Here is a 26,215-nt window from a genome sequence, read left to right on the forward strand (position 1 = left end):
CCTTTTCCCCCTTTTCATCACCTGAAAATATTATAGGTTGAATTCTGTAAAATATAAAACCTGTAATTGTAAATTTTTATAGTTTTTTATAGATTCTTATTTACTGTTATTACCTCCATTTGTCCCGCTATTTGTGGGCAACAAGACCCCCACTGATTAAACTTTCACTATATGAGAACGATTTCATTCAGTTATTATAACAAGATTCATACTAAATTGCCTAGAAAAAAGCATCTTGCCATTATTCATGGCAAGATGCTTTTTTTATTCCGGTCTTTTTTTCGTCCACGTTTCAATAACTTCACCAGTATCGTTAACATCTAGCACTAAACTACCGTTACTATACCGGTCTTTATTTCGATACGCTTTCGGATCAATTTCTTCTACGATATGTTTCTCTGTCTTCATATAAACTAGTTCATCGTCTCGAACGATTTCAATACCGACAATGCGGTATGGATTACGTTTTAATTCTTTGAAAATAACAAGACCTCGCTTCGCCCTCGTTGATTTCTCAATTTCTGATGCTTTTAGACGTTTTACAGCACCGCGCTGCGTTACGAGAATAAGTTGATCTTTATCAGCATTTAATGGTTTACCAGAAGCGACATAGTCATCTTCTTTTAAATTAATTGCTTTCACACCAGCGGCTCTTACACCGACTGGACTTACTTCATCTTCATGGAAAATAAGTGCATATGCACCGTGTGTAGCAAGAACGATATCACTCGTTCCATCTGTCGCAAATATATCAACAACTTCATCATCTTTTTTCAAGTTTACAGCAACGAACGCTCTTGAGTAACGCTGTACTTTATATTGGTTTAATTCTGTCTTCTTAATCATACCGTTCTTCGTTACAAATACGATAAATCGCTTTTCTTCCTCAAAGTTCGGTACGACAGTTGCCCAAATAATGGTTTCATCCCGGTCGAGTGAAACGATATTAGCAACGTGCTGACCTAAATCTTTCCAACGAATATCTGGCATTTCGTATACTGGCAAATATATATAGTTTCCTTTATTCGTAAATAAGAGGACTGTCTCTGTCGTATTCGTATCGAATCGTTCAAGTAAGATGTCACCCTCTTTCATACCGAAGTCTTTGCCGTTTGAGGCATTATGTGAGCGCCATCCAGTACGTTTCACATATCCTTCTTTCGTTACAGTAACGATGACATCTTCTTGTGGGATCATCACTTCTACATCGATTTTAATTTCCTCGATTTGATCTTCAATAATCGCGCGTCGATCATCACTATATGTTTTCTTAACTCTCTTTAAATCTGTTTTAATTACTTGAAGTAATCTTTTTTCACTTTGTAAAATTGCCTGTAGCTCAATAATTTTCTTATTAAGCTCATCTGCCTCTTGTTGTAGCGCTGTAATATCTGTATTCGTTAAACGATATAATTGCAAGGATACAATTGCTTCCGCTTGCGCTTCTGTAAAACCAAATTTCGCACTTAAATTATCTTTTGCATTACGCTTATCTTTTGAAGCACGAATCGTTTCAATAACTTGGTCTAAAATCGATAATGCTTTCTTTAAACCTTCTACAATATGTTGACGATTTTCTGCCTTTCGTAATTCATATTGTGAACGTCTCGTAACAACTTCTTTTTGATGGCCAATATATGCATCTAAAATTTTCGGTAATGTCATAAGCGTTGGACGACGATTATTAATCGCTACCATATTAAAGTTATATGGAATTTGTAAATCTGTATTTTTATATAAATAATTTAAAATACCTTCAGAATTTGCTTCTTTTTTTAACTCTACGACAATGCGAAGACCTGTACGATCTGTCTCATCACGTACTTCAGCAATGCCATCTAATTTTTTATCTAGACGTAACTCATCCATTTTCTTAACAAGGTTTGCTTTATTTACTTCGTATGGAATTTCAGTAATTACGATTTGCTGTTTCCCGCCACGAACCGTTTCAACCTCTGCTTTCCCGCGAATAATAATTTTACCTTTACCTGTTTCATACGCCTTCTTAATACCATCAATCCCTTGAATAATACCACCTGTTGGGAAATCTGGTCCTTTCATAACTGTTAATAAATCATCAACAGTACTATTCGGCTTATCAATACGCATCATTGTAGCGTCAATAACTTCTCCAAGATGATGCGGTGGAATTTCTGTTGCATAACCAGCGGAAATCCCTGTAGATCCGTTCACTAATAAGTTCGGAAACGCTGCTGGTAAAACAACTGGTTCTTCACTCGTATCATCAAAGTTTGATACGAATTCTACTGTTTCTTTATCAAGATCACGTAATAACTCAGATGCAATTGGTGATAATCGGGCTTCCGTATAACGCATTGCTGCTGCTGGATCCCCATCAACACTACCATTATTACCATGCATCTCAACTAAAACATTACGTACTTTCCAAGTTTGGCTTAAACGTACCATCGCCTCATATACAGAGGAATCACCATGCGGATGATAATTACCAATAACGTTACCGACTGTTTTAGCTGACTTACGGAACGCTTTATCGTGTACGTTTCCTTCTACATACATAGAATATAAAATACGTCTTTGTACTGGTTTTAAGCCGTCACGCGCATCTGGAAGCGCGCGATCTTGAATAATATATTTACTATAACGTGCAAAGCGATCACCTAACACGTCTTCAAGCGGGAGGTCATGAAACTTCTCTGCTTGCATGTTATTCCACCTCCGTCTCCATAATCATTTCATTTTCTAAAATATTTCCTTCTTCTTGCATACCAAACTGTACATTACGCTCAATCCATTTACGGCGCGGTTCTACTTTATCACCCATTAATGTTGTAACGCGGCGCTCTGCTCTTGCTGCATCATCAATTTTCACGCGAATTAATGTACGTGTTTCAGGATTCATCGTTGTTTCCCATAATTGATCCGCATTCATTTCGCCAAGTCCTTTATAACGCTGTAACATGTAACCTTTTCCAACTTTTTTCGTTACTTCATCTAATTCATCATCTGACCATGCGTATTCAATTACTTCACTTTTTCCTTTTCCTTTACTTACTTTGTATAAAGGAGGAAGTGCGATAAACACTTTACCAGCTTCGATAAGTGGTTTCATATATCTGTAGAAGAATGTTAATAACAAGACTTGAATATGCGCCCCGTCTGTATCTGCATCGGTCATGATTACAACTTTATCGTAGTTAATGTCTTCCACATCGAATTCATTGCCTACACCGCCGCCAATCGCATAAATAATTGTATTAATCTCTTCATTTTTAAAGATATCAGCAAGCTTTGCTTTTTCTGTATTAATTACTTTACCACGTAACGGTAATACCGCTTGGAAGCGTCGATCTCGCCCTTGTTTTGCAGAACCACCGGCAGAGTCACCCTCTACTAGGTATAGTTCATTTTTCTGCGGGTTACGTGATTGTGCAGGTGTTAACTTACCACTTAATGTACCTTCTGATTTCTTTTTCTTTTTACCAGTACGCGCTTCCTCTCTCGCTTTACGAGCGGCTTCACGTGCTTGCGCTGCTTTAATTGCTTTTCTCACAAGAAGTGTGGCTACGTCCGGGTTTTCTTCTAAAAAGTAAGCTAAATGCTCTGATACAATGGCATCAATTGAAGAACGAGCTTCACTTGTACCTAGTTTCCCTTTTGTTTGTCCTTCAAACTGAAGTACTTCTTCTGGTACACGTACAGAAACGATAGCCGCTACACCTTCACGAATATCTGTACCTTCTAAGTTTTTATCTTTTTCTTTTAATAGTGAAACTTTGCGAGCATACTCATTGAACACACGCGTCATCGCTGTCTTAAATCCAGCTTCATGTGTTCCACCATCTTTTGTACGTACATTATTTACAAACGAAAGAATATTTTCTGAGTAGCCATCGTTAAATTGAAATGCTAGTTCTGCTTCAATCCCATTTTGTTCACCAGTGAAGTATACAACTGGGTGAATTGAATCTTTTTCTTCGTTTAAATAGGAAACGAAGGCTTCAATTCCTGTTTCATAATGAAAGACATCTTCTAAATCATTTCTTTCATCTTTTATTGAGATTTTCATCCCTTTTAATAAGAATGCAGATTCACGTAATCTCTCACATAATGTTTCATAATTGTAATTTGTTGTGCTGAAAATCGTTGTATCTGGTTTGAAATGCATTGTCGTACCAGATTCTTTCGTCTTTCCGATTTTCTCAAGCGTCGTTACAGGAACACCGCCATTTTCAAAGCGTTGTTCATAAATATTTCCGTCACGCTTAATCGTTACGACTAACCATTCAGATAAGGCGTTTACAACTGATGCCCCAACACCGTGTAAACCACCACTCGTTTTGTAACCACCTTGACCAAACTTACCACCGGCATGAAGTACAGTTAAAATAACTTCTGGTGTAGGTTTTCCAAGCTTATGCATTCCCGTAGGCATTCCTCGCCCTTTATCTATAACGCTAATACTATTATCTTTATGTATTACGACAGAAATTTCGTCGCCAAATCCCGCTAACGCTTCATCAACGGAGTTATCTACTATTTCGTATACTAAATGATGCAATCCACGGCTGTCCGTGCTCCCGATATACATACCCGGGCGTTTTCGAACGGCTTCAAGTCCTTCTAACACTTGAATCGCATCTTCATTATATTGGAACTGATGCTTCGCCAAACTCCTTGCCCCTTTCCTAATCCAAAATCAGAACATATGTTTCTATTATAGAATAACGCCTCGACTATAGTTTTGGCAAGTTATCTTATCTCTTTTATATACCATTTTCAATAGAAAAATCCTTGTTTTTTCACAAGGATTCCTCTAGGCTACTATTTCAGAAAAATAATCGTTTGTCAACGAGAAATGGATATGTATTCCAAGATTACACATTCCAAACCTTTATTATGATCCAAATGATCAAGATCCAAAACGGGATTACAAGTAACAATCCCCAAAAACAGCCTTTAAAAAATCTCATGATGAACACCTCGTTCATCGGCCCCACTTATTATCATGAGGGCTGAAGCAATCTTCCTACCTTTACAATCTATACTATTTTGTCATCGCATGTTCTACTTTTATACAACGATCCATTATTACAGTATAGTCTTTTTCTTTTAAAAGTTTGTATGTATCTTCATCTTGTACTCCTAATTGTGCCCAAAAAACATCTGCATCAATCTCTACAAATTCTTTTGCAACATCCATTAAAAACTCTGAGCGACGAAATACATTTACAATGTCAACGTGTTCCTTAATATCCTTTAGTGAAGCAACTGCCTTTTCTCCAAGCACCTCATCTACTGTTGGGTTAACTGGAATAATGCGGTATCCAGCATCTTGCATTGCTTTTGAAACCATATACGATGTACGTTCTGGCTTATCCGATAAACCAACAACTGCAATCGTTTTGCTTTTCTTTAATACTTCACCAATTTCCGTACGAGTTGGGTTTTCAATTGTCATAAATTATCCCTCCTATTCCTTTAGTATAGCCGATAAAGAAAGTCTCTTTCAATATGAAAGAGACTTTCTTTTATTCCGATTATTGATTCTTTGTAGCTGAGTTATCTGCTAAAGTAGCTGTTTTCGTCATTTTTTGACCGTTACGATAGAATGTAACTTCTACTTTCTCGCCTACTTTTTTCTTTTCATATAAATATTTACGGAATTGAAGTGAATTTTCTACTTTTTGATTATCTAATGCTACTACAATATCATATTGTTCTAAACCAGCTTTTTCAGCAGGTGATATTGGGTAAATTTTACCTAATACAACGCCGTTTGTTACGTCTTTCGGTACTTTCAATTGATTTACTGCATAAGCTTGCACATCTTCTAATGAAACAACACCTACTCCAAGCGCTGGACGTTTTACTACTCCGTCTTTTTCAAGTGACTCAATAACTGGCTTTGCGATGTTAATTGGAATAGCAAATCCAATTCCTTCAACTTCTTGTTGTGCAATTTTACTTGAATTAATTCCAATTATTTCACCGTTTTGATTAAATAACGCTCCACCACTATTACCAGGGTTAATCGCTGCATCTGTTTGAATAACTTGAGCATTCCAATCTGCACGCTTATCACCATCGATATCTACTGGAATTTCACGTTCTTTACTACTAATAATACCTTCCGTTACACTTCCATCAAATCCTAGTGGGTTACCGATTGCAATTGCTTTTTCACCCGCACGGATTTTACTAGAATCACCTAAAGTGGCAACTTTATTTACATTAGCACCATCAATTTCAACAACAGCTAAATCTAGCCAAGGGTCTTTCCCTACAAGCTTCGCATCTACCTTCTTGCCATCACTCAGTTTTACAGCAAGTTTATTTGCACCATCTACTACATGATTGTTCGTTACAATATATGCTTTATTTCCTGCCTTTTTATAAATAACACCTGATCCTGAACCAGCTTGTTGTTCTTGACCCGTCGGTTGCATTGCAAATGGATCAATACTTTGTTGCATATTAATAACACCTACAACAACATCTTTCGCGCCTTCAATCATACCAGGTAAGTCCGTTTCATTTTTTGCTTTATTGACAACAGGAACTACAGTACCTTCTACTTTTGAATCCGAGCTGAATGATGATACTGGCGCTCCATTATTTTGAGCCCATGGCATATACGGTGCTGCAAAACTAATTGAAACAGCCCCAACTACAGCTCCGACTAAACCTGTGAAAAAATAACCTTTTTTACTGCTTGATTTTCTCACTTCTCTCGTTTCACTATGCTCTTCATTTAAATTTGGTCCGTCGTAATATCCCATGTTTACTTCCCCTCTCTGGTGAATTCGTATTTTTAGTATAGTCACGTTTTGTGTCCTTCTTGTGAACTCATCGTGAAATCCAATTAAAAAAATACACTTATCTAACATTGTAGACAAAAAAAGTATTTTTTGTACATTCTACCTGCAAAAGAGGATATAAAATTGTTATTTTCCTAGAGTGAAGCACACAATACGTTCCGAGTTATTCTTCAAATTTATAACCAACACGAATAACAGTACCGATATGCTTCGCCTTATCTCCTAGCTTATTCCGTAGTTTTTTAATATGAGTATCAACCGTTCGGTCATCGCCGTAATAGTCATATCCCCATAACTGATCTAATAAATGTTGACGTGACAACACAATTCCTTTGTTCTCCATTAAATAAACGAGAAGTTCAAATTCTTTATGTGTTAATATAATTTCTTCTCCATCTACTAAAACAGTTCTAGATAGACGATTCACTTCTATTCCAGCTAAAGACATAGCATTTTCTTCAGCTACTCCTACCACGCCATCCGCACGTTTCAGTAACGTCTTCGCGCGAGCTACTAACACTTTCGGGCTGAAAGGTTTCGTTACATATTCATCTGCACCTAATTCAAATCCTAGTAATGTATCATCCTCATCCGAACGTGCTGTTAGCATAATAATTGGTACTGCTGATTCTTTTCTAATTCGTCTACAAACAGACCATCCATCTATTTCTGGTAACATAATATCTAACATAATTAAATCAATTTCATGCTCTGCAAATAATTCTAACGCTTTTTTTCCGTCTTCTGCTTCGATTACTTCAAAGCCTTCATTGCGAAAATAATCGCTAACAATTTCACGTAATCTTCTTTCATCTTCAACAAGCAATACTGTTTTATTCATAATAATCTATCCCGCCTTTTTACTCTTTCAATCGAATAATACGTTGATTGGAGCTTCCGCGAAATGGAAGTGTTAAATCTTTTTTCTCGATTTCAAATCTTCCATCGACTAAAACATCCCCATAATGTAACAACTCTATCATATCATTATTTTGAGAACTCTGTATCTCTTCTAACGTATAACCTGTATACATCCATAGATTTTTTTTCAAATCTTTCACGATTTTTGCTACTTTTTTCACTTCAGCAGCTTGGAAAAATGGATCTCCACCTGAAAATGTTACATCAGTTAATGGATTACTTGCAATCTCTTTCACAATTTCTTCTACTGTCATTTCAGTTCCATTACAAATATTCCACGATTTCGGATTATGGCAACCGAAACAACGATGCGGACAGCCCGCAAAAAACACGACTGTCCGCAACCCTTCTCCATCTACTACACTATCATGAATAATGTTCATCACTTTCATTTATGTTTCACCCGATCCATCTCTTCACTACGTTTCGCACTATTCCACTTCGACATATCTCCTACAAGATAACCTGTTATACGGCGAATTCTTTCTATATTAGCCTCATCTTCATTTCCGCAGCTCGGACATTCATTTCCAATAACCCCGTGATAACTACAGCACTTACAACGGTCAACAGGATGATTAATAGAACCGTATCCAACGCCATGTTCTGCCATCGCTTGCACTATTTGTTTTAATGCCAGTTTATTATGCATTGCTGCTCCGTCTAGTTCAATATACGTAATATGTCCCCCGTTACATAGAGCGTGGAAAGGTCCTTCTAAACGAATTTTATTTATCGCTTGCATGTTATAATAAACTGGGATATGGAATGAATTCGTATAATAATTATGGTTTGTTATACCGCTAATCACGCCAAATTCTTCCCTATCTTTTTTCACAAACTTTCCTGATAACCCTTCTGCAGGAGTTGCAATGACTGAGAAATTCAGTTCATGTTCTTCTGTCGCTTTATCCATTCTATCTCTCATAAAGGAAATAATTTCATACCCGAGTTTCCATGATTCTTCATCTTCTCCGTGATGCTTTCCTGTTAAAGCTACTAAACACTCCGCAAGACCGATAAAACCAAGACTTAATGTCCCTTGCTTTAAAATGGCTGCTACAGAATCTTCAGGCTGTAACTTTTCTCCACCGCGCCATACACCTTGTGAATATAAAAATCGGAAATCTCTTGCTCGCTTCGTACATTGATACTCAAATCGCTCTAATAATTGCTGGATTCCTACATCTAAATAATAATTTAACGCTTCAAAAAACGCTTCTTTTGAACCACTAATTAACGCTAATTTCACTAAATTAATAGATGTAAATGATAAATTCCCTCTTCCAATCGCCGTTTCTTCTCCATGTATGTTCGACATAACACGAGTACGACATCCCATGTAACATACTTCACTTTCCGGTCTTCCATCATAATGCACAGCATTAAATGGCGCATCTAAAAATGAAAAGTTAGGGAATAATCGTTCAGCCGTTGTCTCTAACGCTAATTCAAATAAATCATAGTTCGGATCACTTTCTTCAAAGTTCACACCTTTTTTCATTTTAAAAATTTGAATAGGAAAAATTGGTGTTTCTCCTTTACCAAGACCAGCTTGTGTCGCTTTTAAAAGCTTTCTAACTAATAACCGTCCTTCTTTTGATGTGTCTGTTCCATAATTAATAGAAATAAACGGGACTTGCCCGCCGCCCCTACTATGCATACTATTTGAATTATGAATGAAAGCCTCACAAGCCTGATACGTATCATTTTCTGTTTCTTTCCACGCAAATTCTTCTATTTGTTCTTTCGTAAGCGGATATGACTGTAATCGTTTCTTATGTCTCTCTACTGTTTTTCTCACATATGGAGCTAAATCAACATCAAAGAGTGCAAACGATTGACCACCGTGCTGCATATTTTGATTCGCTTGAAAAATAATAGATGAAAGAGCTAATGCACTTTTAATGTCTTGCGGTTGTCTCATATGTCCATGTCCGGTATGAAAACCGTTCGCAAGCATTTGCGCTAACGGAATTTGTGAACAAGTCGTCGTTCCTGTCGCATAAAAATCTAAATCATGTGGATATAATATATTTTCATTTATCGCTTTTTTCACTTGATCTGACAATAAATTTTCAACAGCATAATATTTTGCACTCTCAGATGCGAACGTTCCCATTACTCCCATTGGAGAGCGGCCGTCTACATTTGCATTTTCTTGCATTAAATCTTGTTCATTGCCGTGGACAATCGTCTCAAACACTCTCATTAATTCTTCTCCACGTGTATTTTTTTGTAACATTTATAACCCTCCACCAATATGTTGTTGTCTTTTGATTAAAATGTTACTACATATAGTCTTATTGTTTCTGTGAGAAATGTAACATTCCTGTGAAATTTTTTGCACGAAATAATGAATTTTTCATTTACAAAAAAGAAATGTGCTCTTTACAAATGTATGGTACAATATACGGGAAAAACTCTTTTTACCCTTTATCAACACATTTGAATAAAGGAGACTGAACTTATGGTTACTACATATCTTTTATTTATCGTTGCCTACTTACTTGGCTCGATTCCATTTGCACTAGTCGTTGGAAAGATTGGTTATGGAATTGACATTCGTGAGCACGGAAGCGGTAATTTAGGCGGAACAAATACATTCCGCACATTAGGGAAAAAAGCAGGTTTTATCGTTACAATTGCTGACATTTTAAAAGGTACATTAGCAACGAGTCTACCGATTATTTTCGCGTTAGATGTTCATCCATTATGGTTCGGATTAGCAGCTGTTCTTGGACATGTGTATCCGATTTTCGCGAAATTCCGTGGTGGTAAAGCAGTTGCAACTTCTGCTGGCGTGCTATTATGCTACTCACCAGTTGTTTTTGCAATATTAGCTGTTGTCTTTTTCAGCCTTTTATTTACAACAAGATACGTATCACTTTCTTCTATGGTAACAGCTGTCGTTGCCGTTATCGCATCAATTGTTAGCGGGGATAAAATCTTCATTATTGCGATGTGTTTATTAGCAGGTATGGTTATTTATAAACACCGTGCAAATATTGGACGAATTATAAATAAAACTGAACCGAAAGCAAACTTTTCAAAAAAGCAAAAATAAGATTGTAACCCACATAACGCAAAAAGAAAACGTGAAGCATATTAATAGCGTCTTTTTGCGTTATTTTTTATACTAAAGAAAAAGCAACATAATTTGGAGGAACTATACATGAATCTTTCCGTAACAAAAGAAGCAGCACAATGGTATAAAAACGAATTAAACTTACAATCAGGTGAAACACTACGCTTTTTCGTACAATACGGTGGTTGCAGTACTGTGCAAAAAGGACTTTCTTTAGGTATTCGTAAAGATGATCCTGCACATCCTGCTGTGCAAATTCAAGAAGAAGATATTAACTTCTTTATTGAAAGCGATGATGAGTGGTTCTTCGATGGACATAATTTAGTTGTTACATTTAACGACGGTGATGATTTCCCGCAATTTAATTATGAAAAATAAAAAAACGTGGCTTCCGCCACGTTTTTTTATTTTTTCTTAATTTCCTCATATTTCGCATACCACTCAGGATAGAACTTTTTAAATGATACAGGCCTGAACCCTTCTTTTTTCGCACAAATATTTGTCGTACTTGCAGTAATACAAAGTTCGCCATCACCATTATAAATTTCATATCCATATACAACGCGAAGCGGGCTCACTGTATCAACCCACGTTTTTACAATTGCTTTTTCCCCGTAGCGCATCGCTTTACGATAAGAAATTTGCAAATCTAAAACAGGAGAAATAATTCCTTCCTTCTCCATTTCAACATATGAAAACCCTAAATCTTGTATAAGTTTCGTGCGACCTAGTTCAAGCCACACTAAATAGTTTGAATGGTAAACAACACCCATTTGATCTGTTTCCGCATAACGGATTTCAACTTCATATTCTGCTACAAACATATGTATTCCCTTCTTTCACTTCTGCTGCCTTGCATACATTTAATCATAATACAGCGGAAGCAAAAATAAAATAAAAACAGTGAATCTTTTACCGAAAGGAGCAAGCATATGATTCAAATTGTAACGGTTCGTAGCGGGGATAGCGTATATAGCTTGGCATCAAAATATGGATCCACACCTGACGAAATAGTAAAGGACAATGGATTAAATCCAGCTGAAACACTCGTTGTTGGTCAGGCACTAATTGTGAATACGAAAGGAAATAATTATTATGTACAGCCTGGCGATAGCTTATATCGAATCTCTCAAACATATAACGTTCCTCTCGCTAGTTTAGCTAAAGTGAATAATTTATCTTTAAAATCCATTCTCCATGTTGGCCAGCAATTATATATTCCAAAAGGGACGAAACGAGCAGTAGAATCCATCGCTTATTTACAACCTTCAACTATCCCCATTAAAGAAAGTTTAGTTAATTCTACACGTGCTATTAATCCATTTTTAACATACTTAGCCTACTTCAGTTTCGAGGCAAAAAGAGATGGTACGTTAAAAGAACCAACTGAAACAGCTAAAATTGCTAATATTGCAACGCAAGGAAACACCATTCCTATGCTCGTTATTACAAATATTGAAAATGGAAACTTTAGTGCCGATCTAACATCCGTTATTTTACGTGATGCAACGATTCAAAATAAATTTATTACAAACATTTTGCAAACTGCTGAGAAGTACGGTATGCGAGACATTCATTTTGATTTCGAGAGTGTAGCTCCTGAAGACCGAGAGGCGTATAATCGCTTTTTACGTAATGTGAAAACCCGTTTACCTAACGGATACACATTGAGTACAACGCTAGTACCGAAAACAAGTTCAAACCAAAAAGGAAAATTTTTTGAAGCTCACGATTATAAAGCACAAGGACAAATCGTTGATTTCGTCGTCATTATGACATATGACTGGGGTTGGCAAGGCGGACCACCGATGGCTATTTCTCCTATCGGTCCTGTAAAAGAAGTACTTCAATACGCAAAATCTCAAATGCCTCCACAAAAAATTATGATGGGGCAAAATTTGTACGGATTCGATTGGAAACTACCGTTCAAACAAGGAAATCCGCCTGCAAAAGCAATTAGCTCTGTTGCAGCTGTTGCACTAGCTCGTAAATACAATGTCCCTATCCGCTATGATTTCACAGCCCAAGCCCCTCATTTTAATTATTTCGATGAAAATGGTGTACAACACGAAGTTTGGTTTGAAGATTCACGTTCTGTTCAAAGTAAATTCAATTTAATGAAAGAACAAGGTATAGGCGGTATTAGCTACTGGAAGATCGGCTTGCCATTTCCACAAAATTGGCGTTTACTCGTTGAAAACTTTACGATTACGAAAAAGGGCTGACAAAAGTCAGCCCTTTTTACTATTAAAAACTCGTCACAAAAAGAAGAATGATAACATTCTCCCTTTTTAACCGTTATCAACAATCGGTTGTTTACCCGTTTGGTCTTGCATTTGCTTCCCTTTATTGCCACCAGCTTTTTTTGATTGTGTTCCAATATGATTCGGTACAAAGTCTTTTGAATTCTTTTTCGGATTACCCATTACTATCGCCTCCTTAACAGTAGTATCGTACTAGTGTTAAGAATTATTCAGCTTGCTTAAAAAGTTTCATTTCATAACGTTTTTCAATACGCTCTTCAATGCGATCGATTGCATCGCGATCGCTTAATAATTGTTGTTTATTTTCTTTCACAAGCTCGTCAAATGATTTGCGACGACTTCTTCTCATGCTGTTCACCCTCTCTCCTTCTCATTCTTACTATACATAGTATGAGCAAAGGAAAAACTCTTTAATCAGATTTGCAAGAAAATTTTATGTTTTAATACTCCTAAAAAAACTCCGTGTACAATAAAACGTACACGGAGTTTTTCATACCATAATATTTAAATACTCTTTTAACTTTTCATCTGCATTCATTTCACTTTGTTTATAATCATGCAGCGCTTGCAGTACGAAATCATACTGTTCTAAAATATAACTTTCTAATTTCAGGACGTCCTCTAAGCTATTCAGCATAATTCTCGTATTACCAACTTCACTTTTTAACGCCGGTTCACAGGCTAAACTCGTACATATTTCTTTCACATCATCTTCTAATATGTCTGTTAATACGTATTTCTTTCGCCCTTTTACCTTTAATCTCATAACTGGATAAAAAGCTTTTATATCTAAATAGCTTCCTACATTCATGCAACGAATCCATTCAATATCACGTTTATTTCGTACAAGTATCTCTTTTACCGCTTCATATACTGCTGTTTCATCAAGTACTTCTGTATTCGATTTCCTTTTCGCCTCTTCTTCAATAGAGGCACATTTTTGATAAACTGCTGCACAAGTAATACAATCATCAAATGCATTATGAGAACTTAAACGAATTCCAAGCATTCGCTTTAACGTTTCAAGTTTATGATTAGGAGCGTGTTTCATATATTTCTTCGCTAAAAATACAGTATCAATCACTTTATTTTTCGGTTCCGGTAAACCAAGCATATTCACATTACTTTTCAAAAAGCGCATATCAAAAGATGCATTATGAGCGACAATTACATTTGTATGTAAAAATGCTAAAAATAAAGGTAACACTTCTTCAATCGTCGGTGCATCCGAAACACGATAATTTGTAATACCTGTTAAACTCGTTATTCGGTCCGGAATTGAACGCTCTGGATTCACATAGGAAACAAATTGATCTACTAGTTCATGATTACGATATTTCACTGCTGCGACTTGAATAATTTTATCATTATAAGGGTTAAATCCTGTTGTTTCAAAGTCAATTACAACATAATCTAACGGTAAGGATATATTCCCCACTCCAAATACACTCCTTTATCTCTCAACGTTTATATTTCTTTTATCATATCATGAAGCTTTCACTACGTGAAAAAGAAAAGGCAGAAATGATTATATTCCATCTCTACCTTTTCACTGTTATTTTAATTTAGCAATCCGTTTCTCCATTTCTTTTTGTGTCATCGGTCCAATAAACTTATCTTGAATGACACCTTTTGTATCTATAAAATACGAAGTTGGGATCGTAATGACTTTATACGCTGTTGTTACATCAATGTTCTTGTCCAATAAAATAGGAAAAGTAATTCCTTTTTCCTTTGCAAAATTACTTACCTTTTCTATCCCCCCACCTTTTTCTGAAGGCGTATAATTTATTGCTAAAATTTCTACATTTTCTTTATGCTCTTTATAGAAAGCCTCCATATCTGGCATTTCTTGCTGGCAAGGCCCACACCAAGTTGCCCAAAAGTTTAAAATCACTTTCTTTCCTTTTAAATCCGATAACTTTACATTCGTTCCATCTAACTTCGTTAATTCAAAGTCCGGCGCACTCTTCCCTATTTCAATACCATTACTTGCAATCATCTCTTTCATAGCAGCTTCACTTTTTGTGCGCTCCCCTTGGACCACTTGATCGTTTTTACCAAACTGTTCATAAGCTGCATATCCCGCTAAACAAAGTAACACTACAATAATCGTAAGCTTCCGCCACATTTTATATCACCCTAACGTATTTATCTTCTTTTAACATATTTATCAAAATACTATATACCTTATTTTAGCTTATACGGACAAGCTTGGAAATATTCACAGTCGAAATAATTAGAATATTCTTATTTAAAGTGCGTTTTTTTCCTTTTTATCATATAATTAGAAAAACAGATAAAGTGTTGCTTATCTTCTTATGGACCCATTCACCTTTTTCCTCTCATAGTTATAACCCTACAACAAAAGGGGGATTGTTTATGAATTCATTCGAAAAAACAACATTATATATTCTTAGTTTTCTTTTATACCCAGTCGGTATTATTACATGGATCATTTCACTCTTTAGTAAAGATCTTGAAAAAAAGAAAGTAGGACGCATTTGTCTCTACGTCTCTCTAGTCTCATTCGTCCTTTTCTTAATTCTTGGAATTGCCACTTTCCTTGTGACTGCTACCTTTAACGTTGATCTGAATCATTCAGAATCTATTGAGTATCAAATTAATGATGCTGAATAAGGATAAGAGCAGTGCCCTTATCCTTGTTCACATTTCTTAAAAAATGAATGACTATATATTAATTTTTCAGGACTTCCACATGCAACAATACTACCTTCTTTCATTATGACAACACGATCTGCTAGTATTACTTTCTCTACATCATGTGTCGCCACAATTCTCGTGACCTCACCTCCCAGCCCTTCTATCATATCCCAAACAATTTCTTGATTGCTCGGATCTAATCCAGCAGTCGGTTCATCTAAAATAATAAAATTCGGATTTGAACCTATTGCTCGCAATAATGCAAGTCGTTTTCTTTCCCCTCCCGAGAACTCTTCACCGCTTTTATGTAGTACAGTTTGAATCCCCTCAGGTAAATCTCTAATAATTGGCTTCACATTAACAAGTTCCATATTTTTTTCTAACTGGTTTTCTACATACACTTCCCCGAAATACGTATTCTCTTTTACAGTCGTTCGGAAAAAGCGAGGTTCTTGCCACACTGTCGTCATACGAGCCTTATTACCATGATAAACAATGCTACCGTTTGATGGTTTATACAACCCTGTCATTAATTTTAAAAGCGTCGTTTTTCCTGCACCACTTTCTCCTACAATCATAACGAGTTCACCAGGTTGAATTTGCAAATCAACATTATGAATTCTGCATTTCCCTTCATCATTCTCCTGAAATGAAACATTTGTTATTATCATCCCCATCGCTCTTTCTACATTACTATTTGCCACTCGTTTATCTAAAAAGAAAAAAACTCTGCTTGCCGAAGCAATTGCAACTTGTGTCATCATTAATAAATCGCCCACATAACGGACAGGGAAAAAGAGCATCTCAATTGTGGCTAACACTGCAACGAGTGAACCAACTTCTATTTCTCCCCTCATTATTTTTTGTACACCTATAATAAGAACAACGATATATGCTCCTGTTTCCATCACCGTTCCAACTACTCCAATGCAATGTTGCATCATCGTCTTCTTTACTTCTGTTCTATAAGATTGTGCTGTTACTCTTTTAAATAAGCGAATGGCCCATTTTTCTTTTTGCAAACTACGTAAATCTTGTACTCCTTTTACAAACTGTGACACCATCTCTACGACAGTTGACTGATTGTTTTGAGCAATACTTGCAATATTTCTTACCTTTTTCCCCATCAATATCGGAACCGTTGCACTTAAAAATAAAAACGGAGTTACCCACAATATAAACTGTATATCTATATGTTGTAGTGCTATGAACGCACCTATAAATTGTGCAATGGCATGTATATATTCTATTAATATAGAACCATATAATCTGACCCAGTTTGGAATATCAGACACAACTAACGTTTCTAACTCTCCTTGTTTGATTTTCTCACTCTCTTCAAACGGTAATAAGAAAAAATGGCGCAATACATCTATACGCTTCTTTTGCAATATTCGTTGACTTGCTTTTGAGCTTACATAATCAAATGAAAGATTGTTCACCCACATCAATAAGCGGGTAGCTGCAAACAAAGTAATGTAAAGATACGCTCCCTTCAGCTCTCGTTGAATTAGGTTATCTACAATTAGTCCCATGAATAGTGGACGGGATAGATTTAAAATAGCTGCAAAAATCCCACTGCATACAGCTGCTATTACTAATAGTTTTTCTTTCTGTAACGGTAACAATACTCTTTTATATTCTTTCATAATGTTCCCTCCATTTTTATAGTAAAAAGAAAGGGATGAAACCATTTGGTTTCATCCCTTTCCATAAAATAAGGAAACTAACAGTTGTTAGCTTCCTTATCATTCATTTCAATTGTTTAGTTCGACACTTTAGACTCTTCAATTTTCTCACGAAGAACCATTTGCAGGATACCACCGTGACGGTAGTAGTCAATTTCAACTTCACTATCGAAACGAGCTACTACTTCAAATTGTTTTTCGTTGCCATCTGCATCAGTTGCAACTACTTTTACAAGATCGCGTGGTCTAACTGTTTTGTCAATTTGAATTTCAAATGATTCGTTACCAACAAGACCTAACGTTTCAGCGCTTTCGCCATCTTTAAATTGAAGTGGTAACACACCCATTAACACTAAGTTACTACGGTGAATACGCTCGAAGCTTTCTGCGATTACTGCTTTAATACCTAATAAGTTTGTACCTTTCGCAGCCCAGTCACGAGAACTTCCCATACCGTAATCTTTACCAGCAACAACTAGAAGGCCTGTGCCATCTTCTTTATATTTCATAGCAGCATCATAGATTGATGTTACTTCACCAGTTGGCCAGTATGTTGTATATCCGCCTTCTGTTCCTGGTGCGATTTGGTTTTTAATACGGATGTTCGCGAATGTACCACGCATCATAACTTCATGGTTACCACGACGAGAACCGTAAGAGTTAAAGTCAACTGGTTGTACGCCGTTTTCTAATAAATAACGTCCAGCTGGTGTGTGCTTACCGATTGAACCTGCTGGTGAAATGTGGTCTGTCGTTACAGAGTCACCAAATTTACCAACTACGCGTAAGCCTGATAACGTTTCAACTTCACCTGGCTCTTTAGATAAACCTTCAAAGAATGGTGGGTTTTGAATGTATGTTGAATCATTATCCCAAGTATATAAAGCTTCGTTTGAAGTTTGGATTTCATTCCAACGCTCATTGCTGTTAAATACTTGTGCATATTCTTTCTTGAACAGTTCAGATGTAACAACACTTTGGACTACATCTTCAATTTCTTTAGCTGATGGCCAAATGTCATTGAAGTAAACAGCATTGCCATTTGCATCTTTACCGATTTCATCATTTTTCAGGTCAATATCGACAGTACCTGCAAGTGCATAAGCCACAACAAGTGGTGGTGATGCTAAGTAGTTCGCTTTTACAAGCGGGTGAATACGACCTTCGAAGTTACGGTTACCAGATAAAACAGATGTTACTAATAAATCGTTTGCCGCGATTGCTTCTTCTAATTCCGGTGCTAATGGACCAGAGTTACCGATACAAGTCGTACAGCCGTAACCAACTGTTTGGAAACCTAATTGGTCTAAATACGTTGTTAAACCTGATTTATCTAAGTATTCAGTAACAACTTTAGATCCTGGTGCTAATGATGTTTTTACGTACTCAGGTACTTTAAGTCCTTTTTCAATTGCTTTCTTCGCAACTAAACCTGCCCCAATTAATACGTATGGGTTTGATGTATTTGTACAGCTTGTAATTGCAGCGATTGCGATTGCACCTGTTTTCATCGTTACTTCTTTATCTTCTAATGTAACCTTCACTTCTTTATCGAACTCTTGCTCATTAAATCCAAGTCCTTGTGTTCCAACTGGTGCTACAACAGCTTTGTGGAACGCATCTTTCATATCTGAAAGTGGAATTAAATCTTGTGGGCGTTTCGGTCCAGAAAGGTTAGATTCGATTGTATTTAAATCAATTTCAACAAGATCAGTGTAAATTGGATCTTTGCTGTCTGCTGTATAGAATAAGCCGTTTGCTTTACAATATTCTTCAACAACGCGAATTTGCTCTTCATCTCTACCTGTTAAACGTAAGTATTCTAATGAAATTTCGTCGATTGGGAAGAATCCACAAGTTGCGCCGTATTCTGGTGCCATGTTTGAAATTGTTGCACGGTCAGCTAAAGGCATGCTCTTTAAGCCATTACCGAAGAACTCAACAAATTTACCAACTACACCTTTTTGACGTAATACTTGTGTTACTTTTAATGCAACGTCTGTTGCTGTAGTACCACTTGGAAGTGTACCAGTTAATTTTACACCGATTACTTCAGGTACTGGGAAGTACGAAGGCTGTCCAAGCATTCCCGCTTCTGCTTCAATACCACCAACGCCCCATCCAAGAACACCGATACCATTAATCATTGTTGTATGTGAGTCTGTTCCAACTAACGAATCTGGGTATGCAACTAAGTCACCTTCGGCATTTTTCACAGCATGAACAACTGGTGCTAAATATTCAAGATTTACTTGGTGTACAATACCTGTAGCCGGTGGAACTGCACGATAGTTATCAAATGATTTTTGTGCCCAGCTTAAAAATTTATAACGTTCTTCATTACGTTTAAACTCTAAGTCCATGTTGAATGCAAGCGCGTCTGCTGTACCCGCTCTATCAACCTGTACAGAGTGATCAATTACAAGGTCTACAGTAATTTCCGGATTAATTTTATCAGGATCCCCACCCATGTCTGCCATTGCTTTACGAAGCGAAGCCAAATCAACAACAGCTGGAACACCAGTGAAATCTTGTAAAATTACACGAGATGGTTTAAATGGAACATCGATATCTTGCACATCTTTCGTTCCCCATTTCGCTAAATTTGTAACATGCTCTTCTGTGATTACACGTCCGTCTACTTGACGAAGTACTGATTCAAGTAAAACTTTCACGGAATATGGTAATTGAGATACGTTGCCAACCCCTGCGTTTTCAAGCGCTTTCAAATCATAATAATGATACGTTTTTCCATCTACTTCAAAAGTTGCGCGTGATTGAAATGGATTATGTTTGACCATTATGTTTCCCCCCTGTTAAACGTGACTAAGTTGTCTGAATATAAAATGTAGACAAACTTTTCAATACCTTACGATAATATCTTATTACAACTTTCTAAATAAGTAAATAATAAGAAACTTATAGATTATCATAAGTTTTCTTTATGTTTCTAAATTTGAATAGTGTTCATGTTCCTTATGAATACTATTACCATAAAGTAAAGTGCTCTATTAGCGTTTTCTTTACAGTTCATACATACTATGAACTGCTCATCATGCAACTTACAAAAAAAGTTATAGAGGTGAAATAAAATGGGTAAAAGAAAAGCAAATCATACTATTTCAGGAATGAATGCAGCATCTGCACAAGGACAAGGTGCTGGTTATAACGAAGAGTTTGCAAATGAAAACTTAACTCCTGCAGAACGACAAAATAATAAGAAACGCAAAAAGAACCAGTAACGAAAAATCCCAAAAGGAGCATTCACCTTTTGGGATTTTTTCTAATGTTTATAACGTAACAATTCCGAAACCGTTACAAATCGATAGCCCTGCTTTTTCAGTTCAGGTAATATTTTTGCTAGCGCCGCTACTGTTTGACTACGATTATTTCCCCCATCATGTAACAATACAATATCACCACTTTTAGCATGTTTCACTACATGATTTACGATAGATTCAACCCCTGGATTTGCCCAATCACGCGGATCTTGATGCCACGACCATAGAACAGTTTGATAACCAGCTTCTTTCGCTGTTTTAAATACAGCATCGTTAATATAACCGCCAGGAGGACGGAATAGCAAAGGCTCTTTCACCCATTTTTCGAAAAATTTCTTTCCATCTAAAATATCATTTTCTAATTTTTCATCCGATGAATTACTCGCATACAAATGGTTCATCGTATGATTTCCAATTTCATGCCCCTCTTTTAACACTTGTTTCACTAAATATGGATTACGCTGAACTCGAAATCCAATCATAAAAAATGTCGCTTCTGCTTTATATTGGCGCAATAAATTTAAAATTTGTGGTGTATAAGTTGGATCCGGTCCATCATCAAATGTAATAGCAATAATCTTTTCATTATTAGGTACTTCCCATGTTACATAGCCAGTTGGTTCTAGCTCTTTTCTGAGCAACATTTTCGCTTCCACTTTTTCAACTTGAAATATATGTACTGCGCATAATAAAGAAAAAATGAGTAGAAAAATTTTCTGTTTTCGCATAATATTCGTTAAAGTAAGAGGTTGTCGAATACACAACAATCTCATTTACTTTTCTAATTGATCTACATGCTGCATAATATTTTGAAGATTATTTTCGTATTGCTCAAGTTGTGGGCGTTGTGTTTCCGAAGCTACTTCTAGTGCATTTTGAATCTGTTCATAGGCTTCCTGAACCTCTTGGCGTAATTCTTTTAAATCATGACCGTAGTTTGGATCATTTTTTACAATGTTGTTAAATGCATTTTCTGCTTGTGTAACTCCTTGCTGCGCTGCTTGAAAAGCTTGCTGCTTATCTTTATGATATGGCATTATATAATCCCCTTTCCATAATAGTTAGTCCCAATTATCTTTACCTTTTTTTCTAAAAACATTCTCGTATAAATTTGCAAACTTCTCTCATTCTAAAGAGAAAGAGGAGGTGTCACATACAATGGGCAAAAACAATCGTGAAGCGAAAGAAAAAAAAGGACAACCCGAACCATTAAGCGGATCTCATAAAGTAAAAAACCGTAACCATTCACGTCAAAAACATCATGCACATCATGATATGTAAAACAAAAAATGCACACTAGCTACCTTTTCCACATACAATGTTTATATTTTTCCATTTATTCTTCACCCCTACTTCATTCATGCATAACATAGTATGAATTGAGATTTTACGGAGGGTGTCTTACATGGGCAAGAAAAAGAAGGATTGTCTTTTTCATGTTGATGGTTTCGAAGAATGGATGGATCAGTTTTGTTCTGATTCTTGTAGCAACTTTAGTTTCCCAAATCAAATTCATATTGACCTTTGTGAAACGGAACAAGAATACATTTTGGAAACAGATGTACCAAATGTAAAAGAACAAAATGTAGTCATTAAAAAGATGAAGACAGGCCTAAACATTTGCATACTTCATAAAAATATTTCTTTGCAGAGAATCATTCTTTTACCCGATAATATTATTTATAAGAAGATGCTAGCCTGCTTAGAGAATGGATATTTAGCCATTCATATTTCCAAAAACGAAGTTGCTCATAAACATGAAGAAAAAGTTCTTTTTCAAATTGAGAATTAAAATAAAGTAAAACTTTAATCAACAGGAGTTTTACTACCCGTTAATAACGGGATAAATACAAAAATAAGCCCCAGCAGATGACTGGGGCTTATTTTATTTCGCATGTAATTCTAAATTACAATTTGCACCATGCCTTTTTTTCAATAAACCTTTCGTAATTAAAAGTACAGGAAATGCTACAGTTGAAAATATAGCTAACGCTGAAAATACTACAAATCCATTTTGGTACCCGTAATAATCGAGAAGTACTCCCCCAAACCATGGACCTATTACTGCTCCAATTCCTGAAAATCCCATTGCTCCAAAATATGTTCCTTTTAACTGTGAAACAGCTATATCATCTATAAATACATCCGTCATTGAAAACATTAAGACTTCTCCAATTGTAAAAATAATTGTGCAAATAGCAGCACCTAGCATAGATTCTACTATTCCAAATCCAAATAATCCCCCGCTCACAAATAAAGTTCCAACCATAATGGATCCTAATGGTGTATACTTTTTACACATTTGAATAACAGGATATTGAATAATCACTACAACAACTGCATTTAAAGCGAGCATATATGAGAATAACTTCACTCCATCCTGGAATATATGTGCATTTGCAAAATATTGTGATACTGTCGTCGTTAAGTGAGAAAAACCACAATTACTCAAAATAATACCAACTAACGCGACTAAAAATACAACATCCTTTCGCAAAATGCGAATTGCATTTAACATTGTGACAGGCTTTTCTATATTTACTTTCTTTTTTTCAATTGGATACTTCTTAAATTGGAATGCTAATATAGCTGTATATAGAATATATACTCCCGCTGCTACTAAAAAAGGAATTGTAGATTTTGCGCTTCCGATTTGTAATCCGACAAGTGGCCCAATCGCTACCCCAACATTGATTGCACCGTAACGCAAATTATATACGAGTAAACGATACTCTGGTTTCGTTAAATCTGATAATAATGCTCTTGACGTCGGTTCAAAAAAGGACCTACATAATCCATTCAAAGCATTTAATAAAAAGAAACTTAAAACATGATCTGCAAGTGAAAATCCTATGAATACAAACACCCAAACGATCATGGACCATATTAGAATCATATTTCGACCGAATCGATCAGATAAATTCCCTCCGATAAAACTAGCAAACACTCCAACAAGTGCACTCGTTCCAATAATAGCACCCGTCATTCCAGCTGATACGCCTTTAACAGTCGTTAAATAAATTGCTAAAAAAGGAATACTCATTGACGTGGCGAACCTCGCAAATAAAGTCCCTATTATAATTGTCATTCCTAACGGATGAATATTTTGTAACTTCCCCTTCATCTTAAAAACCTACTCTCCCTGTTATCACATAAAAAAAGAAAGCAAAGGATCTGCTTTCTTTTCCCTTTTTATACTTGAGCTGTTGATACTCGAGCTGTTCTCGTTATATCCATATCTATGCCATATGTAAACTGTAATTCTTTACAAACATCTTTAATTAAAATTGCGACATTATACTTTTCATTAAATTGTAAAACGATGTTTTCTACTTCTTCATATGTATACTTATATTCCCCTGTAATAACACTTTTTAAATCAAAGCATTCATTTATACAAAGTTGCACAAGTAACTGGTCATATTTCTCGATTACATCTTCTTTCTTCCACATTACCTCTTTTACATATAACCGATCAAACTTCACACTTTCACGGTTACAATCCGTTAAAATCCGGGTCATTTCGTTTAATTCTCGATACAATTCAGAAATATTTTTGCTTAAACTAAGCAGTTTATCTACGCCGTTTTCATACAACATATTCATTCCACCCCCGCATTTTCTTTTTCTTATTATAGCAAGAAAATTCCAAAAAAAGTTTCTTTCTTCTGAAATATTAGGAAACTAATTTCAATTGTTTTACAATGAAACTAGTGAACATGAAAGGGGAAAGAAAATTGGTACAAAAATTATATTACACTGACGCTTATAAAAAGGACTTTACTACTAAAATTATAAAGCAAGATTATGATAAAGACGGGCACTTATACGTTGTTTTAAACGAAACGGCATTTTATCCGACAGGTGGCGGACAACCGTATGATACTGGCACATTAAATGACATCGATGTAATCAATGTAGAAGAGATAGATGGAGAAATTCGCCACTTCATTGTAGAACAATTACATACAGAAGAAGTAGAAGGGACAATTAATTGGGAGCGTCGTTTTGATCATATGCAGCAACATGCAGCTCAGCACATTTTATCTGCTGCTTTTTGGGACCATTTTAACATACCTACGATTGGATTCCATCTTGGAAAAGAAATAGTAACAATCGATTTAGAAACGGAAAATCTTCCTAATGAAACGGTTGAAAAAGCAGTGCAAATTGCGAACAATATTGTTTTTGAAAACCATCCAATCCGTATAGAGTGGATGGACTTAGAAGAAGCGAAAACATTACCTCTTCGTAAAGAACCGAATATGACAGAAAATATACGCATTGTTATGATCGAAAACTTTGATTATAACGGCTGTGGCGGAACACACCCGAAACGTACTGGTGAAGTAGGTCCTATTCAAGTTCTTAGCTGGGAACGCAATAAAGGTGGCATACGACTAACGTTTATCGCTGGCTGGCGCACACTTAAAGTAATAGGGCAACAACAACAAATTATGAAGGATGTTTCCAAACAATTAAACAGTAGCGAGAGTGATATTCCAGCAAAAGTAGCACAACTGCTTACTTCTCAAAAAGAAAACGAAAAAACAATACAAACAATGAATGAAAAATTATTATATGCAGAGGCAAATGAACTACTTCAACAGCCTGTCAAAATACATGCTAGCATACTTATTTCTAAAGTGTTTACAAATCGTTCTATACAAGAAATCGCAAAACTATCTGCTATTATTACAGAACAACAAGAACATGCCATTACATATTTTGTTATTGAAAACGAGGACAAATTACAATGTATTCTTGCTTGCGGAAAAACAGTCACGTTTGATATGAATGCTCTTTTAAAAGATGCACTTCCTGCAATTGAAGGAAAAGGTGGCGGAAATAAAAAAAGTGCTCGTGGCGGTGGAAAAGCGTTTATGACTGGGGATGAGTTTTTAAATCAACTTATTTCTTCTTTACAGTCAGCAGTGTAAAGCATGTTTATGAAGGATAGCTAATAGCTATCCTTCATCTTTATTTACAAGCCTATATTTCGTTTCAATCCTTGATAACTCCCTGCATTTGCAAACCCTTCATTTACCAGTTTTATAAAAGTTTCCGAAAAACCATAATGACTTAATTCGTTAACCGGTACCATTTGCACATCATGAATCGGATTATGATCAAACTCGTTAGAAGGTAGCGTAATTTCACCTTCAATCCTTTTAAGCAAAAACGTTATATGTAATAAAGACGGGCGTTCATCTGGTTTATCACAAACATAGAGTAGCTTCTGAATGTTAACTTCTAACCCTGTCTCTTCTCTCATTTCTCGAATCATTGCTTCCTCTAACGTTTCGCCATTCTCTGCTCTTCCTCCAGGTAAAGACCAATTCCGATTAGCAACTTTTTGCTTTACTAGCAATACCTTTTCATCTTCAATTAAAATTCCGGTAACACGAACTTGCATTACATTTTCCATATGTAATCTCCTCTTCCTGTTATATTTACAAATTAATCCTTCCACAAAAAGAACATATGTTTTATAATTAAAGAAAAT

General features: G+C 36.0%; 27 protein-coding genes. 8 read left to right on the forward strand and 19 right to left on the reverse strand.

The features are described from left to right. Positions 1 to 264: 264 nt before the first annotated feature. From parC to ACTFSI_RS00035, 7 genes are all read right to left on the reverse strand, one after another. Positions 265 to 2,688 carry a DNA topoisomerase IV subunit A gene (gene parC, locus ACTFSI_RS00005; protein WP_001147475.1) on the reverse strand — a complete coding sequence of 808 codons (2,424 nt, stop codon included), beginning with the start codon at positions 2,686 to 2,688 and terminating at the stop codon, positions 265 to 267. A 1-nt stretch (position 2,689) separates the two neighbouring features. Further along, complete coding sequence (gene parE / locus ACTFSI_RS00010) at positions 2,690 to 4,654, reverse strand: DNA topoisomerase IV subunit B (RefSeq protein WP_001062205.1); 1,965 nt, start codon at positions 4,652 to 4,654, stop codon at positions 2,690 to 2,692. A gap of 375 nt (positions 4,655 to 5,029) precedes the next feature. After that, positions 5,030 to 5,443 carry a CoA-binding protein gene (locus ACTFSI_RS00015; protein ID WP_000151382.1) on the reverse strand — a complete coding sequence of 138 codons (414 nt, stop codon included), beginning with the start codon at positions 5,441 to 5,443 and terminating at the stop codon, positions 5,030 to 5,032. Between the two features lie 79 nt (positions 5,444 to 5,522). Beyond that, the gene (locus ACTFSI_RS00020; RefSeq protein WP_044793400.1) at positions 5,523 to 6,764 is read right to left on the reverse strand and encodes a S1C family serine protease; all 1,242 of its coding nucleotides are present in this window, start codon (positions 6,762 to 6,764) and stop codon (positions 5,523 to 5,525) included. A 202-nt stretch (positions 6,765 to 6,966) separates the two neighbouring features. Further along, the gene (locus ACTFSI_RS00025) at positions 6,967 to 7,644 is read right to left on the reverse strand and encodes a response regulator transcription factor (RefSeq protein WP_001044683.1); all 678 of its coding nucleotides are present in this window, start codon (positions 7,642 to 7,644) and stop codon (positions 6,967 to 6,969) included. Between the two features lie 19 nt (positions 7,645 to 7,663). After that, positions 7,664 to 8,116 carry an anaerobic ribonucleoside-triphosphate reductase activating protein gene (nrdG, locus tag ACTFSI_RS00030; protein ID WP_000867063.1) on the reverse strand — a complete coding sequence of 151 codons (453 nt, stop codon included), beginning with the start codon at positions 8,114 to 8,116 and terminating at the stop codon, positions 7,664 to 7,666. Beyond that, the gene (locus tag ACTFSI_RS00035; RefSeq protein ID WP_044793401.1) at positions 8,113 to 9,969 is read right to left on the reverse strand and encodes an anaerobic ribonucleoside triphosphate reductase; all 1,857 of its coding nucleotides are present in this window, start codon (positions 9,967 to 9,969) and stop codon (positions 8,113 to 8,115) included. Before ACTFSI_RS00035 ends, nrdG begins: the two co-directional genes overlap by 4 nt. 225 nt (positions 9,970 to 10,194) lie before the next feature. Between ACTFSI_RS00035 and plsY the strand changes: the two genes are divergently transcribed. After that, positions 10,195 to 10,791: a glycerol-3-phosphate 1-O-acyltransferase PlsY gene (plsY, locus tag ACTFSI_RS00040; RefSeq protein ID WP_000258966.1), complete on the forward strand. Its 597-nt coding sequence runs from the start codon at positions 10,195 to 10,197 to the stop codon at positions 10,789 to 10,791. Positions 10,792 to 10,899: 108 nt separating this feature from the next. Beyond that, positions 10,900 to 11,190 (forward strand): HesB/YadR/YfhF family protein, encoded by a 291-nt coding sequence (locus ACTFSI_RS00045; RefSeq protein ID WP_001054442.1) that lies wholly within the window; start codon positions 10,900 to 10,902, stop codon positions 11,188 to 11,190. Between the two features lie 26 nt (positions 11,191 to 11,216). Here the strand turns inward: ACTFSI_RS00045 and ACTFSI_RS00050 are convergent, their stop codons facing one another. Then, on the reverse strand, positions 11,217 to 11,636 hold the full coding sequence (locus ACTFSI_RS00050; RefSeq protein ID WP_044793402.1) for an acyl-CoA thioesterase: 420 nt from the start codon (positions 11,634 to 11,636) through the stop codon (positions 11,217 to 11,219). A 108-nt stretch (positions 11,637 to 11,744) separates the two neighbouring features. On the opposite strand from ACTFSI_RS00050, the gene ACTFSI_RS00055 reads away from it, so the two are divergent. Then, complete coding sequence (locus ACTFSI_RS00055) at positions 11,745 to 13,037, forward strand: glycosyl hydrolase family 18 protein (protein WP_044793403.1); 1,293 nt, start codon at positions 11,745 to 11,747, stop codon at positions 13,035 to 13,037. Positions 13,038 to 13,103: 66 nt separating this feature from the next. Here ACTFSI_RS00055 and sspN read toward each other — a convergent pair whose 3' ends face one another. The 4 genes from sspN to ACTFSI_RS00075 all read right to left on the reverse strand — a co-directional run bounded on the left by sspN (position 13,104) and on the right by ACTFSI_RS00075 (position 15,207). Continuing rightward, entirely contained in the window at positions 13,104 to 13,238 is a 135-nt protein-coding gene (gene sspN, locus ACTFSI_RS00060; RefSeq protein ID WP_000527989.1) for an acid-soluble spore protein SspN, read from the reverse strand. 43 nt (positions 13,239 to 13,281) lie between these two features. After that, entirely contained in the window at positions 13,282 to 13,425 is a 144-nt protein-coding gene (locus tag ACTFSI_RS00065) for an FbpB family small basic protein (protein ID WP_001254697.1), read from the reverse strand. Between the two features lie 141 nt (positions 13,426 to 13,566). Beyond that, positions 13,567 to 14,514 carry a 3'-5' exonuclease gene (locus ACTFSI_RS00070; RefSeq protein WP_000526916.1) on the reverse strand — a complete coding sequence of 316 codons (948 nt, stop codon included), beginning with the start codon at positions 14,512 to 14,514 and terminating at the stop codon, positions 13,567 to 13,569. Positions 14,515 to 14,631: 117 nt separating this feature from the next. After that, positions 14,632 to 15,207, reverse strand: a complete 576-nt coding sequence (locus ACTFSI_RS00075; RefSeq protein WP_000269071.1) for a TlpA family protein disulfide reductase — start codon at positions 15,205 to 15,207, stop codon at positions 14,632 to 14,634. 251 nt (positions 15,208 to 15,458) lie between these two features. On the opposite strand from ACTFSI_RS00075, the gene ACTFSI_RS00080 reads away from it, so the two are divergent. Beyond that, positions 15,459 to 15,716, forward strand: a complete 258-nt coding sequence (locus ACTFSI_RS00080) for a hypothetical protein (protein WP_044793406.1) — start codon at positions 15,459 to 15,461, stop codon at positions 15,714 to 15,716. A gap of 17 nt (positions 15,717 to 15,733) precedes the next feature. Here ACTFSI_RS00080 and ACTFSI_RS00085 read toward each other — a convergent pair whose 3' ends face one another. Next, positions 15,734 to 17,434, reverse strand: a complete 1,701-nt coding sequence (locus ACTFSI_RS00085; protein ID WP_440045178.1) for an ABC transporter ATP-binding protein — start codon at positions 17,432 to 17,434, stop codon at positions 15,734 to 15,736. A 71-nt stretch (positions 17,435 to 17,505) separates the two neighbouring features. Continuing rightward, entirely contained in the window at positions 17,506 to 20,229 is a 2,724-nt protein-coding gene (gene acnA, locus ACTFSI_RS00090) for an aconitate hydratase AcnA (RefSeq protein ID WP_000238572.1), read from the reverse strand. Between the two features lie 291 nt (positions 20,230 to 20,520). Here acnA and sspO point away from each other — a divergent pair, with 291 nt between their 5' ends. Further along, positions 20,521 to 20,670, forward strand: coding sequence for an acid-soluble spore protein SspO (gene sspO, locus ACTFSI_RS00095; RefSeq protein WP_000518052.1), 150 nt, complete (start codon positions 20,521 to 20,523; stop codon positions 20,668 to 20,670). A gap of 41 nt (positions 20,671 to 20,711) precedes the next feature. On the opposite strand, the gene pdaB is transcribed toward sspO, so the two are convergent. Together pdaB and ACTFSI_RS00105 are read right to left on the reverse strand one after the other, a co-directional pair. Continuing rightward, positions 20,712 to 21,437 (reverse strand): polysaccharide deacetylase family sporulation protein PdaB, encoded by a 726-nt coding sequence (pdaB, locus tag ACTFSI_RS00100; protein ID WP_130983660.1) that lies wholly within the window; start codon positions 21,435 to 21,437, stop codon positions 20,712 to 20,714. Between the two features lie 45 nt (positions 21,438 to 21,482). After that, a complete protein-coding gene (locus ACTFSI_RS00105; protein WP_001146294.1) occupies positions 21,483 to 21,746 on the reverse strand; it encodes a hypothetical protein in 264 nt (87 codons plus the stop codon). Between the two features lie 121 nt (positions 21,747 to 21,867). Here ACTFSI_RS00105 and ACTFSI_RS00110 point away from each other — a divergent pair, with 121 nt between their 5' ends. Then, on the forward strand, positions 21,868 to 21,990 hold the full coding sequence (locus ACTFSI_RS00110) for a small acid-soluble spore protein P (protein ID WP_000517649.1): 123 nt from the start codon (positions 21,868 to 21,870) through the stop codon (positions 21,988 to 21,990). A 124-nt stretch (positions 21,991 to 22,114) separates the two neighbouring features. Beyond that, positions 22,115 to 22,501 (forward strand): Hsp20/alpha crystallin family protein, encoded by a 387-nt coding sequence (locus ACTFSI_RS00115; protein WP_440045179.1) that lies wholly within the window; start codon positions 22,115 to 22,117, stop codon positions 22,499 to 22,501. A gap of 93 nt (positions 22,502 to 22,594) precedes the next feature. Here the strand turns inward: ACTFSI_RS00115 and ACTFSI_RS00120 are convergent, their stop codons facing one another. Together ACTFSI_RS00120 and ACTFSI_RS00125 are read right to left on the reverse strand one after the other, a co-directional pair. After that, a complete protein-coding gene (locus ACTFSI_RS00120) occupies positions 22,595 to 23,833 on the reverse strand; it encodes an MDR family MFS transporter (protein WP_265153419.1) in 1,239 nt (412 codons plus the stop codon). Positions 23,834 to 23,901: 68 nt separating this feature from the next. Beyond that, positions 23,902 to 24,309, reverse strand: a complete 408-nt coding sequence (locus ACTFSI_RS00125; RefSeq protein ID WP_000965145.1) for a hypothetical protein — start codon at positions 24,307 to 24,309, stop codon at positions 23,902 to 23,904. Between the two features lie 137 nt (positions 24,310 to 24,446). On the opposite strand from ACTFSI_RS00125, the gene ACTFSI_RS00130 reads away from it, so the two are divergent. After that, entirely contained in the window at positions 24,447 to 25,649 is a 1,203-nt protein-coding gene (locus ACTFSI_RS00130; protein WP_265153420.1) for an alanyl-tRNA editing protein, read from the forward strand. Positions 25,650 to 25,693: 44 nt separating this feature from the next. Here the strand turns inward: ACTFSI_RS00130 and ACTFSI_RS00135 are convergent, their stop codons facing one another. Next, positions 25,694 to 26,137 (reverse strand): NUDIX hydrolase, encoded by a 444-nt coding sequence (locus tag ACTFSI_RS00135; protein WP_265153421.1) that lies wholly within the window; start codon positions 26,135 to 26,137, stop codon positions 25,694 to 25,696. Positions 26,138 to 26,215: the final 78 nt, after the last annotated feature.

The organism is Bacillus cereus group sp. MYBK101-2, from assembly GCF_051918845.1.
GTDB lineage: Bacteria > Bacillota > Bacilli > Bacillales > Bacillaceae_G > Bacillus_A > Bacillus_A paranthracis.